Source organism: Janthinobacterium sp. PSPC1-1 (assembly GCF_049897625.1).
In the GTDB taxonomy this organism is placed as follows: Bacteria; Pseudomonadota; Gammaproteobacteria; order Burkholderiales; family Burkholderiaceae_D; genus Janthinobacterium; species Janthinobacterium tructae.
In genome coordinates this window covers 45,475-59,095 of the sequence record NZ_JAFCWP010000010.1, presented here as the reverse complement: position 1 = coordinate 59,095, position 13,621 = coordinate 45,475, and the positions used below count along the sequence as shown (strand labels likewise).

Below are 13,621 nucleotides of genomic sequence, written 5' to 3'. Positions count from 1 at the left end.
GCCTGACGGGATGACGACATGACAGAATTAATCTTGCAAGCCCTGTATTCGGGCTTGCTGCAGGGCGGCTCCTACGCCCTGATCGCACTGGGACTGGCGCTGGTCTTCGGCACCATGAAAGTGATCAACCTGGCGCACGGCGAACTGGTACTGCTGGCCGCTTACATCGCCTACAGCGTCGAATCGGGCCTGGGACTCGGTCCCATGTTCGCCATTCCCATCGCGCTGGTGATCGTCAGCCTGACGTCCGTGGGCGTGTACCTGATCGTCAGCCGCATCAAGAAGGACCGCGAAATCAATTCGCTGATCCTCACCTACGGCATCGGCGTGATACTCACCAATGTCATTTTGCTGGTCTGGAAGGCGGACATCCGCTCGACCTCATCGAGCTGGCTGCAGGAAGGCATCGAGATCGGCCCGTTTTTCAGCATGCGCAGCGAAGTGATTTTCTTCGGCGTCAGCCTGGTGCTGATGGCGGCCCTGTGGCGCTGGCTGGCCACCAGCTGGTATGGCCGCGCCGTGCGCGCCGTGTCCAGCAACCGCGACGCGGCCAAGCTGATGGGCATCGACCCGGGCCGCACGGAACTGGTGTCCTTCCTGGTCGCCGGCATCCTGGCCGCCTTCGCCGGTGTCGCCCTGTTCAGCTATGGCGTGATCCAGCCTGCCTACGGTGGCGCGTTGACGGTAAAAGCCTTCATCATCACGGTATTGGCCGGCATCGGTTCCATCCCCGGCGTGCTGCTGGCCGCCGTGCTGCTGGGCGTGGCCGAAGCGCTGACCGTCACCCTGGCCAGCTCCGCGCTGCAGGAATTGTCCGGCATGGTGCTGTTCCTGCTGGTGTTGTTCATCATGCCGAACGGCCTGTTCGGCGCACAACGGAGGCGCGGATGAAGCGCTCAACTTTCCTTTCAACGGCGGGTTTGCTGCTGGCCGCGTATATCGCCGTGCCGCTGGCCCTGGGCGGCAACCAATATGTGATGAGCATGGTGGTGGCGGCCCTGATCATCGGCGGCGTGGCCATGTCCTGGGCCCTGCTCGGCAATCTGGGCGGCATGGTCAGCTTCGGCCATGCGGCGTTCTTCGGCGTGGGCGCGTATGTCTCCGCCCTCACGACCGTGAAACTGGGCGTGCCCGTATTTGCCGCCATGCTGCTCGGTGGCGCGGGCGCGGCCATCGCCGCCGTCATCATGTTGCCCGTGCTGCGCCTGCGCGGGCCGTACTTTGCGCTGGCCATCCTCGCCTACGCGCACATCTTCCGCATCCTGGCCACGGAATGGAGTGCCGTCACGGGCGGCGCCGGTGGCGTGAACAATATCCCCACCTTGCCCACCGTCTTCGGCTTCGATTTGGCCAGCAAGACGGGCGCCTACCTGGTGGTGCTGACCCTGGTGGTGGCGTGCGCCTTCGCCTACAGCCGCATCCGCGCCAGCCATTACGGCATCGCCCTGCGCGCCATGCACGACAGCGAAGACGCCACGCGCGTCGTAGGCGTCAACAGCACCTTGCTGAAAGGCGCCATGCTGCTGGTGTCGGCCTTCATGGCGGGCCTGTTCGGCGCCTTCAACGCCCACTACATCAACTTCCTGGAGCCCGACTACGCATTCAACAGCCTGTGGGTGACCTTGCCCATCGTAGCGGCCATCTTCGGCGGCTACCGCACGATACTCGGCCCCGTGCTGGGCGCCGTGGTGGTCTATCTGGTCGACCAGCTGATCTTCAAGTCGCTGATCCCCACCGGGCACCAGCTGGTGCTGGGCGTGCTGCTGGTGGCGATGATCGTCTTCAGTCCGAACGGCCTGCTGCCGCTGCTGAAAAAAGCGCTGATCAAGGAGAAAGCGAAGGAGAACGCACATGCTTGAACTCGATAATGTGTCCGTGCGCTTCGGCGGCCTGACGGCCGTCGATTCCGTCACGTTAAAGGTGGGCAGCCACGACGTGATCGGCCTGGTGGGCGCGAATGGCGCCGGCAAGACTACGCTGTTCAATGCGATTTCCGGCCTGGTGCGCCCTACCAGCGGCAGCATCCGCTTCGAGGGACGCGACATCATGGCCACGCCCATGTACCAGCGCGCGCGCCTGGGACTGGGCCGCACCTTCCAGATTCCGCAACCGATGCATGAATTGACGGTGCGCGAAAACCTGATCGTGGCGCAGCGCTTCGGCACCGGCAAGGTGGACCAGCGCAAGATCGATGAAATCCTCGATTTTACGAGCTTGCTTGATAAAGCCGGGCGCGACGCGGCCAGCGAACTGGCGCTGACGGAACTCAAAGCGCTGGAAGTGGCCAAGGCGCTGGCGACGAACCCGAAACTGCTGCTGCTCGATGAAGTGCTGGCCGGCCTGGAAACGAACGGCAAGCGCCGCTTCATGGGCATGCTGAAGGACTTGCACGCGGCCTTTGGCGTGGGCATCGTCATGATCGAGCACGATATCGAAACCATCAGCAATCTGTGCCAGCGCGTGGCCGTGCTCAATTTTGGCCAGCTGATCGCCGACGGCACGCCGGATTGCGTCTTCCGCGATCCGGCCGTCATCGAAAGTTATACAGGGGCAGCCCATGCTTGAGATAGAAAATCTGCGCGCCGGCTATGGCGCCATCAATGTGCTGTGGGATGTGTCGCTGTCCATCCAGAAGGGCAAGCTGACCACCATCATCGGCCCGAACGGGGCCGGCAAGACCACGCTGCTGCGCGCCATCATGGGGCTGCTGCCTGTGGGTGCGGGCAGCATCGCGCTCGACGGCGTGGCCATCAACGGCACGCCCACCTGGAAGATGAGCGATGCGCGCGTGACGATGATCCCCGAGGGGCGCATGACGTTTCGCGACATGAGCGTGGAAGAAAACCTGATCATGGGCGCCTTCCCGAAAGAGCACCGCAGCCACATGCCGGCGCGCCTGGCCGAAGCCTATGCCATGTTCCCGCGCCTGCACGAGCGGCGCAAGCAACTGGCCGGATCACTGTCTGGCGGCGAGGCGCAGATGCTGGCCATGGGACGGGGCTTGATGTCAGACCCGTCGCTGCTCATCATCGACGAGCCTTCGCTGGGACTGGCGCCGCTGGTGGTCAACGAACTGTTCGAGATCCTCGCGCGCCTGAACGACGGCCGGCGCACCATCATCCTCGTCGAGCAGAACACGGCGCGCGCCGTGGGCGTGGCAGATCACGTGTACCTGATGCAAAGCGGCAAAGTGGCGCTGTCGCAGGCTGCGCTTGACGTCGACCTGGAGCACCTGCACGAACTTTATTTTGCACGCTGAGTGATATCAGCCGCACGCGGTTGGCATCACTCGTCGTCGTCGGCCAGTTTGCCGAACGCCAGCAGCTCACTCTTGCCGAGCCCGGTCGTCACGAAGGGATCGTCGGCAGGAAAGTGGCCGCTATCGGCCAGCATGCGCAGCTTGCTCAAGCGCTCGCCCAGCGCCAGCGCCTGCGCCTGCGGATCGGCATCGGCATCGACGCCCACCTGCCCGATCGCGCGGGTCACGGACTGGGGAAACTCCCACAATTCGGCGATCCGTACCGACAAGATGCGCGCTTGCGCAAACACCTGCGCAATGAAGGCGTCCGATTGCGGGAAGGCATCGGGCCCATGCATCTGGTCGATCAGCCGGAACGCCACCACCAGGCCGACATTGGCCATCAGCCCGGCGAGATAGGCATCGAAGGCGTTGGCATGCATCGTCGGCGCGACCAGGCTGGCCGCCAGCGCACATTTTTCGGACTGGCGCCAGATCAGCGGCGCCGTGCGCACGGTCAGGCCGCCGCTTTGCATGCTGACGATGGGACGGAAGGCGACGCGGGCGAGCAGCATGCGCATGCCGTTTTGCCCAAGCAGCATGATGGCGCCTTCCATGTTGTTGATCGACGGGCTGGCGTTGTAGCGCGACTGGTAGCAGGGCCGGTTCGCTTCGCGGTAGACCTCGGCGACCAGCAGCACGTCCTGGGCCAGCTGGCCCGACAGCTTGGCCGCGCTCATGTTTTCATCTTGCAAGGTACGCATCAACTGCGGAATGATGGCTGGAATGCGCGGCACCAGCGCGGCGCCAGCGATCGGTTCACGGGCCAGGCGCGCCAATTCGTCCAGAATCTGCTGCTCAGTCTCCGCCGGAGCCTGCGCCGAACCGGCAGCCGCCAGCCAGCGGTAGTACATGGCATCGATTTCGGTAATGGTGGCTGGCTGCCGTGTCGCCTCGGGAGCCGCCGCCGCCGTGACTGGCGCAGGCTTGCTTTTTTCGTCGCCGCCGTTCAGTAATTTTCCTATCCAGCCCATTTTGCTGTCCAAACCCTGTATGCATCATTATCGCGAAGTTCGCTCCATGATTTTACTTGATGACAGCAGCGCTGGTGCGGCTGGCGTGAGCGCTTTGTCCACCTGCCGCAACATGCTAAAGTAACACTACATGAACCCTGCCCTGCTCGACCAGCGATCCAACATGAACAATCCACTTGCGCACTACATCACCAGCCAGGCGTATAACAACGCCTGGGCCAACCACCGCCTGCTGAAGGCGTGCGGGCAGCTGACCCAGGCCGAGTTCCAGGCCACGCGCGTCAGCTTTTTCCCCACCATCCAGTTCACCCTGAACCACATATTGACGTGCGACTGGTTTTATCTCGACGCGCTCGAACGCGAGCTGCGCGGCGCAGCGCCCCATGCCGACTGCTATATCTTCTTTGAAAAGGACGAGCCATTTACCGATTGCGCGGCCCTGCAGGCGGCGCAGCGCGCGTCGGACCTGCGCCTGATTGCCCATTGCCGCAGCCTGTGCGACGCGGACCTGGCGCGGCCCGTGACGATCTTGCGCGATAATCCGCAAATCGACACGCGCCAGCGCCTGCTGGCGCATGTGTTCCAGCACCAGATCCACCACCGGGGGCAAGTGCACGCCATGCTGGCAGGCACGCGCATCGAAGCGCCGCAGCTCGATGAATTCTATTGCGCAGGCGAAGCGGGCGAACGGGCGCAGGATTTCCTGGAACTGGGCTGGACGGAAGACGACGTGTGGGGCCCGCGCTGAATCATTCCTCGGCGTGGCAGCAGACGCACAGCTTGTTGCCGTCGAGGTCGCGGAAGTAGGCGCCATAATAATTGGCGTGGTAATGGGGTCGCAAGCCGGGTGGCCCCTCGCACACGGCGCCCAGCGCCAGCGCGGCCTGGTAGCTGCGCTCCACCTGGGTGCGGCTGGCCGCCAGCCAGGCCGTCATCTGGCCATTGCCGGGCGTCGCCGGCAAGCCGTCATGCGGCGCCGTCAGCACGAACAGGGGGCGTGGCGCCTCCCGCGCCATCCAGCCGGCCCAGGGGTGGGCCGGATCATGAAATTTTTCGATCAAATCGAGTTCTCCCAGCAAGGCCGTGTAGAAGGCGTAGGCGCGGGGAAAGTCGTTGGTGCCGAGGCAGATATGGGACAGCATGCTGCTCCTTCATGAAATCAAGCATGTGCGGCGAAATGCGCCAGCTGATTATAATGGCGTGTCGTTTCCGGCTCCATTCCATCTCGGCAAACAGTTCGGCAGACGCGGCCGCAAAACCTGGGGTCGATCGTCGTCATGCAGGGCAACTGCGTTCACCAATACGGCCACTCGGATCTGCTGTACTTTGAACGCCACAAGAAACACGCTGGCGCCTGAAAAACCGAACGAACGCTCTATTTATCCGCAGAGTCTCCCCCTGGCGTTGTAAAATAGGCAAATATGGCATGGCATCGGCCGTGCCGCTTGCAAGTCTTTCGCGCACGCGGATGCGCTCACATTCAGGGAAAACCATGAGTCATACAGACAAAAAAGCCTACCTCGTCGGCGGCGGCATCGGCTCGCTGGCCGCGGCCGCCTTCATGATCCGCGACGGCGGCATGCAAGGTTGCAACATCACCATCTTCGAAACATCGCCCGTGACGGGCGGCAGCCTCGATGGCGGCGGCAATGCCGAGGATGGCTACACCTTGCGCGGCGGGCGCATGCTGACTACCGATAATTACGAGTGCACCTGGGACTTGTTCAAGAGCATCCCTTCGCTCGAACATGCGGGCCAGAGCGTCTACGATGAAACCATCGCCTTCAACGCACAGCACATTCCCCACTCGCGCGCGCGCCTGGTCGACCGCAACCGCTTCAAGGTCGATGTCAGCAGCATGGGCTTTTCCATGCAGGACAGGCTGGAACTGCTGAAGCTGACGGAAGCCGATGAAGACACCCTGGGCAGCAGCGCCATCACGGATTGGCTCTCGCCCGAATTTTTCGACACCAAGTTCTGGTACATGTGGGCCACCACGTTTGCCTTCCAGCCCTGGCATAGCGCCGTCGAGTTCAAGCGCTATCTGCACCGCTTCATGATGGAATTTTCGCGCATCGAAACACTGGCCGGCGTCAAGCGCACCGTCTACAACCAGTACGACTCGCTCGTGCGCCCGCTGGTCGCGTGGCTGCAGGAACAAGGCGTGAACATCATCATGGATTGCACGGTGACCGATATCGAGGTACAGGAACCCGAAGGCCGCCTGACTGCCACCGCCCTGCACTGCCAGCGGCGCGGCCTGGCCGACGTGATTCCCGTCGCCGCCGGCGACCTGGTGTTTTTCCAGAACGCCTCGATGACGGATGCCTCCAGCTATGGCAGCATGCACAGCGCACCGGCCAAGCGCACGAAAACCGACAGCCAGGGTTGGCTTCTGTGGGAAAAACTGGCCGAAGGACGCCCGGAGCTGGGCCGTCCAGCCGCCTTCAACAGCAGCATCCCCGAATCGTACTGGGCCTCGTACACGGTCACCCTGAAGGACAGCGCCTTCTTTGACAGGATGGAGCAATTCACGGGCAACAGCGCGGGCACGGGCGGCCTCGTCACCTTCAAGGACAGCAACTGGTTCATGTCCATCGTACTGGCGCACCAGCCCCATTTCGCCGGCCAGCCCGAGGGCGTGCAAGTATTCTGGGGCTATGCGCTGCACCCTGACCGCATCGGCAACTTCGTCGCCAAGCCCATGTCCGAATGCAGCGGCGAGGAAATCCTGCGCGAGCTGTGCGGCCACCTGAACTTCGACCTCGACATCATGGCCACGGCCAATTGCATTCCCTGCCGCATGCCCTACATCACCAGCATGTTCATGCCCCGCGCAAAGAGCGACCGCCCCCTGCCCGTACCGGCCAACTCCGTCAACCTGGCCTTCGTCAGCCAGTTCGTGGAGCTCGCCTACGATGTCGTGTTCACCGTGGAATACTCGGTGCGCGCGGCGCAGACGGCCGTCTACCAGCTGCTCGGCGTGCAGCGCGCCGTGCCGGCCATCCACGCGCACGACAAGTCGCTCAAGGTCAAGCTCGATGCCGTCATCAAGGCGTTCAAATAGCCTCGTTGCTGACGCTTGCACGCAACAACGGCCGCGCCATCGGCCGTGCAGGCGCTTGATTTAAGACTGGCTTCAGCCTCGCCGTGCATCGTGGATAGGGCGCCAGCAACAATGGCGCCTCCCCTCACACTCACGGGCACGGCCCAGCGAAAGAGCCAAGATGAAAACATGGATGCGCGCCAACAAAGGTTTTTTGATGTTTATCCTGCTGTTCGGCGTGTTCCGCACGGCCGTGGCGGACTGGAATCCGATACCGTCGGCATCCATGCGGCCCAACCTGCTCGAAGGCGACGTGGTCTTCGTCAACCGCCTCGCCTTCAACCTGAAAGTGCCGCTCACCGATATCGTGCTGCAGCGCCTGGGCGACCCGCAGCGGGGCGATATCGTCACCTTTTCCTCGCCGAAAGACGGCACGCGATTGATCAAGCGCATCATCGCACTGCCCGGCGACACGGTGGAAATGCGCAATGAAGAGCTGGTCATCAATGGCCAGCCCGCCCGCTACACGGTGCTCGACACGGCGCCCGAAACCATCGCCCACCTGGGCCAACTGACGGCGCAGCGCATCAGCGAGCGCAACGCGACCGAGCATCACCGCATCCAGGTCTTGCCGCAAATCGCGGGCGCGGCGCGCAGCTTTGCCCCCGTGACGGTGCCCGCCGACCACTTCATGATGCTGGGCGATAACCGCGACAACAGCGCCGACTCGCGCTATTTCGGCTTCGTGCCCCGTGAGTTGCTGATTGGCAAGGCCGAGCGCATCCTCGTCTCGGCCAATATTCAGGAGCATTGGCAGCCGCGGCTGCAGCGTTTCGGCATGAAGCTGGAGTAAACTTCCGCCCTTGCAACGGCGCCCTGCTTTTCGGTTAGCATGGCGCATCATGCAAAACTTTCCCTCAGCCAGCCAGCAGCGCGCCAGCGACGATCCCGCCCTGGAGCAGCTGGCGCAGTTCCTGCAGCGCCATTCCGACGTGCTGCTGCTGACGGGCGCCGGCATCAGCACGGCGTCCGGCATTCCCGCTTACCGCGACACGGACGGCGTGCGACACGGCAATGCCCCCGTGCAAGGCCCCGATTTTCGCCGCCAGGAAGCCGTGCGCCGCCGCTACTGGGCGCGCAGCATGGTGGGCTGGCCCACCCTGGCGCGCGCCACGCCCAATCCCGGTCACCTGGCCATCGCGCAATTGGCCCAGCGCCAGCACATCGGCGGCCTGGTCACGCAAAACGTCGATGGCTTGCATCAGCAGGCAGGCAGCGCCGTCGTCACGGAGTTGCACGGCAGCATACATGGCGTCGTGTGCCTCGATTGTCAGGCCCGCCACACGCGCCGCCTGATCCAGGATCAGCTCGAACGCGACAATCCGCAGCTGCTGGGCGCCACGGCCACGCCGGCGCCTGATGGCGACGCCTTGCTGGAGCCGTCCCAGCTGGCCACCTTCCACCTGCCCGCCTGTCCCCGCTGCGGCGGCACCCTGCAGCCCGATGTGGTGTTTTTCGGCGATGGCGTGCCCACCGCGTGCGCGGCCGAGGCCGAAAGCAAGATGCAGGCCGCCAGCGCCTTGCTGGTGGTGGGCTCGTCCGTGATGGTGTATTCGAGCTTTCGCCTGTGCCGCATGGCGGCCGAGACGGGCAAGCCCGTGGCCGCCATCAACCTGGGCAAGACGCGCGCCGACCATTTGCTGGCATTCAAGACCGAAGCGCCGGCACAGGACATCTTGCCTGCATTAGCGGCCATGCTGGGCTGATCCCGGCTTAGCGGTGCACCACTCTGGCTATACTGTGCGATTGACGAGGAGAATTCATGCTGGAACTGTTGAGTGAACACGCCTGTTTTGGCGGTGTACAACGCTTTTATCGCCACGACGCGCACGCGATCGGCTTGCCCATGCGTTTCTCGGCCTTCATTCCCGATACGCCGCCAGGCAGCGTGGTCAGCACCAAGCGCCCTGCCCTGTTTTACCTGGCCGGCCTGACGTGCACGGAAGAAACGTTCATGATCAAGGGTGGCGCGCAGCGCGTGGCGGCCGAAGAAGGCTTGATCCTGATCGCGCCCGACACCAGCCCCCGTGGCGCGAATATCGCGGGTGAGACGGATGCCTGGGATTTCGGCGAGGGCGCCGGCTTTTACGTCGATGCCACCGAAGCGCCGTGGCGCAGCCACTATCGGATGTATAGCTACCTGCTGGAACTGCGCGCCGTGCTGGAACAGGAACTGGCGATCGACGCGCAGCGCACGGGCATTTTCGGCCACTCGATGGGCGGCCATGGCGCTCTGGTGCTGGCCTTGCGCAACCCTGACCTGTTCCGCTCCGTCTCCGCCTTCGCCCCCATCGCCGCACCGAGCCAGTGCCCGTGGGGCAAAAAAGCCTTCACGGGCTACCTGGGCAACGATGCAGCCAGCTGGCAGCAGTACGACGCCAGCGCGCTGATGCGCGGCCGGCAAGGCCAGCCGCCGCTGTTCCCCGAAGGCATCCTTATCGACCAGGGCCTGGCCGACAAGTTCCTGCCCGAGCAACTATACCCCGACGTCTTCGAAGCGGCGTGCCGCGACGCCGGCCAGCCTTTACGACTGCGCCGCCATGCCGGCTATGACCACGGCTATTACTTTATCGCCAGCTTCATGGAAGAGCACGTCCGCTTCCATGCGAGAAACCTGCGCGCCATTGGCTGATTAGAAACTATTGCGCCGTACTGGTATGCCCGTTGAAATGTCTCGTATACCAATCGGTAGCCAGCAGGGCCGCCTGGTGGCGCGTGTCGGGGCCGCCAGGCGCGGCGATCTGTTCCAGTTGTTTATCGCAGCGCAAGGTGGCAAACGCCATGCGGTTCAGGCCGGCGACGTCGGGGTCGCGCCCGCCCACGATCAGCAACGATGGCACGCGCACGTTTTCCAGCGCCGCCTTGCCCGCCATTTCCACCTGGCCATCGCAGACGGCCAGTGCGGCGATTTCCGCGCTGCGCCAGGCCGCCAGCTGCATCACCACGGCGGCGCTGGTGCCATAGCCATACAGGCCGCAGGGCAAGCGCCGTGTGGAAGGGTCGACCTGCAGCCAGCCCAGGGCCTTTTCCAGTTGACGCGCCAGCAGCACGATATCGCTACGCACGAAATACGCGTGCCCGTTGCTGCCGCCACCAGGCTCGACACCGCCCTGGTCGAAGCGCAAGGTGGCGATGCCCGCTCGCAAAAAATCCTGGGAAGTGGCGTGGCTGGACGCGCCCAGATAGTCGCTATCGGCGCCCGCGCCATGGGCAAACAGGACGATACCCACGGGCCGCTCGGGCATTTCAAGCACACCGTCCATTTGAAGTTCATCGGCCGTGATGCTGACAAATTGTTCTTGCATGGCTGCCTCCGCTATCGAGCTGACATCGAGCTGAAATCGCGCTGATTTTGCCGGACCGGGCACCGCCTGCGCGCCCTGAGCGGCTATCCTCAGTGTAGCAGCCTGCGCCCGTTCACGCGCGGCGCTCGTCAAATTTGCCATGCGCCCGCATCAGACGGTGCCGTGCCGGTCCAGCCCCTTCAGCACGGCTTCCGGGCGAATCGGCAAATGCCGCACGCGCGACGCCACGGCGGCAAAGATGGCGTTGCCAATCGCTGGCGCCACGGCCGTCGTGGGCGGTTCGCCCATGCCCGTCGAAGTTGCCGTGCTGGCCACGAATTCGATGTCGAGCTCGGGCACGTCGGCCATGCGCAGGGGCGTGTAGGTATTCAGGTTGGTATCCTTCACTTCGCCATTGAGGAAAGCCGTGCCTTCATGCAAGGCCATGCTGACGCCCCACAACGCGCCCCCTTCCGCCTGCGCCAGCGCGCCATCGGGGTCGACGATGCTGCCCGCGTCGATCACCATGAACAGTTTTTCGACTTTCACCATGCAAGTGCTGCGGTCCACTTTCACCCGGGCAACGCAGGCCGTCCAGGTCGGCATGTCGCGCTCCTGGCCGAACGTGGCGGCGATGCCCAGGCCCGTGTCGGGCGGCATGGCCGTGCCCCAGCCCGCCTTGTCCGCCACCCGCTGCAGCACGTGGGCCAGGCGCGCGGCGCCGCCGACGGCGTTCGGCGCGCTGCCCGCATTGCGCCCCGTCGCCTGCAGCAGCGACAGGCGGAAGGCCAGCGGGTCGACCTTGGCCGCCTGCGCCGCCTCATCCATGAAACTTTCCACAGCCCAATTCGTCCAGCCCGGCCCCACGGAGCGCAGCCAGCCGGGGCGGAAACTGCTGTTGGCCAGGTCGTTCGACACGGCCCGCACGCGCTGCGCGCCCACCGTGTACCAGTGGTCGGCGCCGGCGATGGCGAACGGGTCATACGGATGGCCCTGCTTATCCTTGGCCAGGAAGGCGGGGATCATCGCTTGCGTGGGCCAGCCTGCGCTCGCTTCGTGCACCATCGCCGAGACCTTGCCGGCGTCGTCGAACGCCATGCGCACATGCTGCACGGATGGCGAACGGGGCGAATCGAAACGCGCATCGTCGGACCGCGTGCAAATCATCTTGACGGGGCGTCCCACGGCTTGCGCCGCCAGCGCGGCTGGCACGCAATAATCGCCATTCAAACGCCGTCCGAAGCCGCCACCCAGCAGATAGCTGTGCAACATCACCTTGCTCTCCGGCACCTTCAACGCCTGCGCCAGCACGGGCAGGATCAACGATTGCCACTGGTTGCCCGCATGGATATGCCAGACGCCGTCGATTTCCTGCGCCAGCGCATTCACCGGTTCCAGCTGGAAATGCAGCACGGTGCTGGTCGTGTAGTGGCGTTCCAGTTGCAGGCTGGCATCCTTGAACGCTTGTTCCACGCCATCATCATCGACCACGCGGGCGCCCAGGCTGGCATCGGCCAGCTGTTTGCCCGCATAGTTGAGGATATCCTGCTCCGCCACGTGGGCCGCCGCGCCGGCCCGCCATTTCACCTGCACCAGGTCGGCCGCGCGCATGGCGGCCGCATACGTCTCGGCCACCACCATGACCCAGCCGGGCACCGTGCCGCTGGGGTCCTGCAAGGCGAACGAGCGCAGGTAGCCCTGCACTTTTTTCGCGGCCGTATCATCGATGGACACGACTTTCGAGCCGTAGCGCGTGGGCGGGATCTTCGGGCGCGCATACAGCATGCCGTCGACCTGCGCATCGATGCCGTACACGGCCGTGCCGTTGATTTTCGCCGGAATGTCCAGCGCCTGCACCTGCTGGCCAATCAGCCTGCGCTGCTGCGGCGTTTTCAGCACGATGGCTTTCAGTTGCTCGGGCGTGTACTGGCGCGCCAACTTGCCACGGCGCACGATTTCGCCATAGCTGATCGAGCGCCCCCGGCCATGCACGACACTCAGTTTGGCGTGGCAGGCGGAGACGGGCACGTGCAGCAGGCGCGCGCCCTCCTCGACCAGCGCGAGGCGCCCGGCCGCGCCGGCACGGCTGAGCGGGTCGAAATTCTGCCAGACGGACCAGCTGCCGCCCGTCACCATCAAGCCCCATTTCGGGTCCGTGTCCACGTAATGCAGGCGCACCTTGCTCCAGTCCGCCTCCAGCTCCTCGGCGACGATGCGCGCCAGGGCCGTGCCGATATGCTGGCCCATTTCCGCCTTGGCGATATTCACGGTGATCATGCCGTCACGCTCGATCTGGAACCAGATGCTGGGATCGAACACGGGCGCGGCGCCTTGTTTTGCTGGCGCGGGCGCCGCCTTGCCGGCGGCCAAGGAGCTGTCGGCGCGCAAAAAGGCCAGGGTAAAACCCGTGCCGGCGGCGGCGATCAGGAAACCGCGCCGTCCCAGCGCGCTGGGACGGGCAGCAGAATTTTCTTTCGGCAACTTAAACACGGGGCGCCTCCTGCATGCCGGCCGCCAGTTTAATTGCCTTGCGGATGCGCACATACGCCATGCAGCGGCACAGGTTGCCGCTCATGACGGCATCGATATTCGCATCCGTCGGCTGCGGATAGTCTTTCAACAAGGTGGCCGCCTGCATGATCTGGCCCGACTGGCAATAGCCGCACTGGGGCGCCTGCGTGGCCAACCACGCCCGCTGCAGCGGATGCGTGCCATCGGGCGAGAGGCCTTCGATGGTGGTAATGGCGCAACCGGCCACGGCGGCAATCGGCGTGATGCACGCGCGCATGGCGCGGCCATCGACGTGCACGGTGCAGGCGCCGCACATGCCGATGCCGCAGCCAAACTTGGTGCCTTTTAATTTAACTTCGTCGCGCAGCACCCACAGCAGGGGCGTCTCGGCGTCGGTCTCGGTGCCGAAGGGCTGGCCATTCACAATAAGGTTATACATGAGTGTTAT

The 13,621-nt window shown here is 64.2% G+C and carries 14 protein-coding genes; 9 read left to right on the top strand and 5 right to left on the bottom strand.

The features are described from left to right. The first annotated feature begins 18 nt into the window (after window positions 1–18). The 4 genes from ACP7EG_RS24570 to ACP7EG_RS24555 are packed head-to-tail and all read left to right on the top strand — an operon-like array spanning window position 19 to window position 3,259. Window positions 19–891 carry a branched-chain amino acid ABC transporter permease gene (locus tag ACP7EG_RS24570; RefSeq protein WP_071077978.1) on the top strand — a complete coding sequence of 291 codons (873 nt, stop codon included), beginning with the start codon at window positions 19–21 and terminating at the stop codon, window positions 889–891. Continuing rightward, entirely contained in the window at window positions 888–1,859 is a 972-nt protein-coding gene (locus tag ACP7EG_RS24565; RefSeq protein WP_426089679.1) for a branched-chain amino acid ABC transporter permease, read from the top strand. The genes ACP7EG_RS24570 and ACP7EG_RS24565 overlap by 4 nt, the downstream gene beginning before the upstream one ends. After that, window positions 1,852–2,565 carry an ABC transporter ATP-binding protein gene (locus ACP7EG_RS24560; protein WP_426089678.1) on the top strand — a complete coding sequence of 238 codons (714 nt, stop codon included), beginning with the start codon at window positions 1,852–1,854 and terminating at the stop codon, window positions 2,563–2,565. The genes ACP7EG_RS24565 and ACP7EG_RS24560 overlap by 8 nt, the downstream gene beginning before the upstream one ends. Continuing rightward, window positions 2,558–3,259, top strand: coding sequence for an ABC transporter ATP-binding protein (locus ACP7EG_RS24555; protein WP_426089677.1), 702 nt, complete (start codon window positions 2,558–2,560; stop codon window positions 3,257–3,259). Before ACP7EG_RS24560 ends, ACP7EG_RS24555 begins: the two co-directional genes overlap by 8 nt. Before the next feature lie 26 nt (window positions 3,260–3,285). On the opposite strand, the gene ACP7EG_RS24550 is transcribed toward ACP7EG_RS24555, so the two are convergent. Next, window positions 3,286–4,284 carry an HDOD domain-containing protein gene (locus ACP7EG_RS24550; protein WP_426089676.1) on the bottom strand — a complete coding sequence of 333 codons (999 nt, stop codon included), beginning with the start codon at window positions 4,282–4,284 and terminating at the stop codon, window positions 3,286–3,288. A gap of 151 nt (window positions 4,285–4,435) precedes the next feature. Here ACP7EG_RS24550 and ACP7EG_RS24545 point away from each other — a divergent pair, with 151 nt between their 5' ends. After that, entirely contained in the window at window positions 4,436–5,020 is a 585-nt protein-coding gene (locus ACP7EG_RS24545; protein ID WP_426089675.1) for a DinB family protein, read from the top strand. A gap of 1 nt (window position 5,021) precedes the next feature. Here the strand turns inward: ACP7EG_RS24545 and ACP7EG_RS24540 are convergent, their stop codons facing one another. Beyond that, the gene (locus tag ACP7EG_RS24540) at window positions 5,022–5,414 is read right to left on the bottom strand and encodes a VOC family protein (RefSeq protein ID WP_426089674.1); all 393 of its coding nucleotides are present in this window, start codon (window positions 5,412–5,414) and stop codon (window positions 5,022–5,024) included. 350 nt (window positions 5,415–5,764) lie between these two features. On the opposite strand from ACP7EG_RS24540, the gene ACP7EG_RS24535 reads away from it, so the two are divergent. From ACP7EG_RS24535 to fghA, 4 genes are all read left to right on the top strand, one after another. Continuing rightward, on the top strand, window positions 5,765–7,339 hold the full coding sequence (locus ACP7EG_RS24535; RefSeq protein WP_426089673.1) for an oleate hydratase: 1,575 nt from the start codon (window positions 5,765–5,767) through the stop codon (window positions 7,337–7,339). A gap of 160 nt (window positions 7,340–7,499) precedes the next feature. Continuing rightward, window positions 7,500–8,171, top strand: coding sequence for a signal peptidase I (gene lepB, locus ACP7EG_RS24530; RefSeq protein ID WP_426089672.1), 672 nt, complete (start codon window positions 7,500–7,502; stop codon window positions 8,169–8,171). 49 nt (window positions 8,172–8,220) lie between these two features. Next, window positions 8,221–9,084 carry an NAD-dependent protein deacetylase gene (locus ACP7EG_RS24525; RefSeq protein ID WP_426089671.1) on the top strand — a complete coding sequence of 288 codons (864 nt, stop codon included), beginning with the start codon at window positions 8,221–8,223 and terminating at the stop codon, window positions 9,082–9,084. Between the two features lie 56 nt (window positions 9,085–9,140). Further along, the gene (fghA, locus tag ACP7EG_RS24520; RefSeq protein ID WP_426089670.1) at window positions 9,141–10,010 is read left to right on the top strand and encodes an S-formylglutathione hydrolase; all 870 of its coding nucleotides are present in this window, start codon (window positions 9,141–9,143) and stop codon (window positions 10,008–10,010) included. 7 nt (window positions 10,011–10,017) lie between these two features. Here fghA and ACP7EG_RS24515 read toward each other — a convergent pair whose 3' ends face one another. The 3 genes from ACP7EG_RS24515 to ACP7EG_RS24505 all read right to left on the bottom strand — a co-directional run bounded on the left by ACP7EG_RS24515 (window position 10,018) and on the right by ACP7EG_RS24505 (window position 13,612). Beyond that, window positions 10,018–10,683 (bottom strand): dienelactone hydrolase family protein, encoded by a 666-nt coding sequence (locus tag ACP7EG_RS24515; RefSeq protein ID WP_086139552.1) that lies wholly within the window; start codon window positions 10,681–10,683, stop codon window positions 10,018–10,020. Window positions 10,684–10,833: 150 nt separating this feature from the next. Then, window positions 10,834–13,152: a molybdopterin cofactor-binding domain-containing protein gene (locus ACP7EG_RS24510; protein WP_426089669.1), complete on the bottom strand. Its 2,319-nt coding sequence runs from the start codon at window positions 13,150–13,152 to the stop codon at window positions 10,834–10,836. Beyond that, on the bottom strand, window positions 13,145–13,612 hold the full coding sequence (locus ACP7EG_RS24505) for a (2Fe-2S)-binding protein (protein ID WP_426089668.1): 468 nt from the start codon (window positions 13,610–13,612) through the stop codon (window positions 13,145–13,147). Before ACP7EG_RS24505 ends, ACP7EG_RS24510 begins: the two co-directional genes overlap by 8 nt. Window positions 13,613–13,621: the final 9 nt, after the last annotated feature.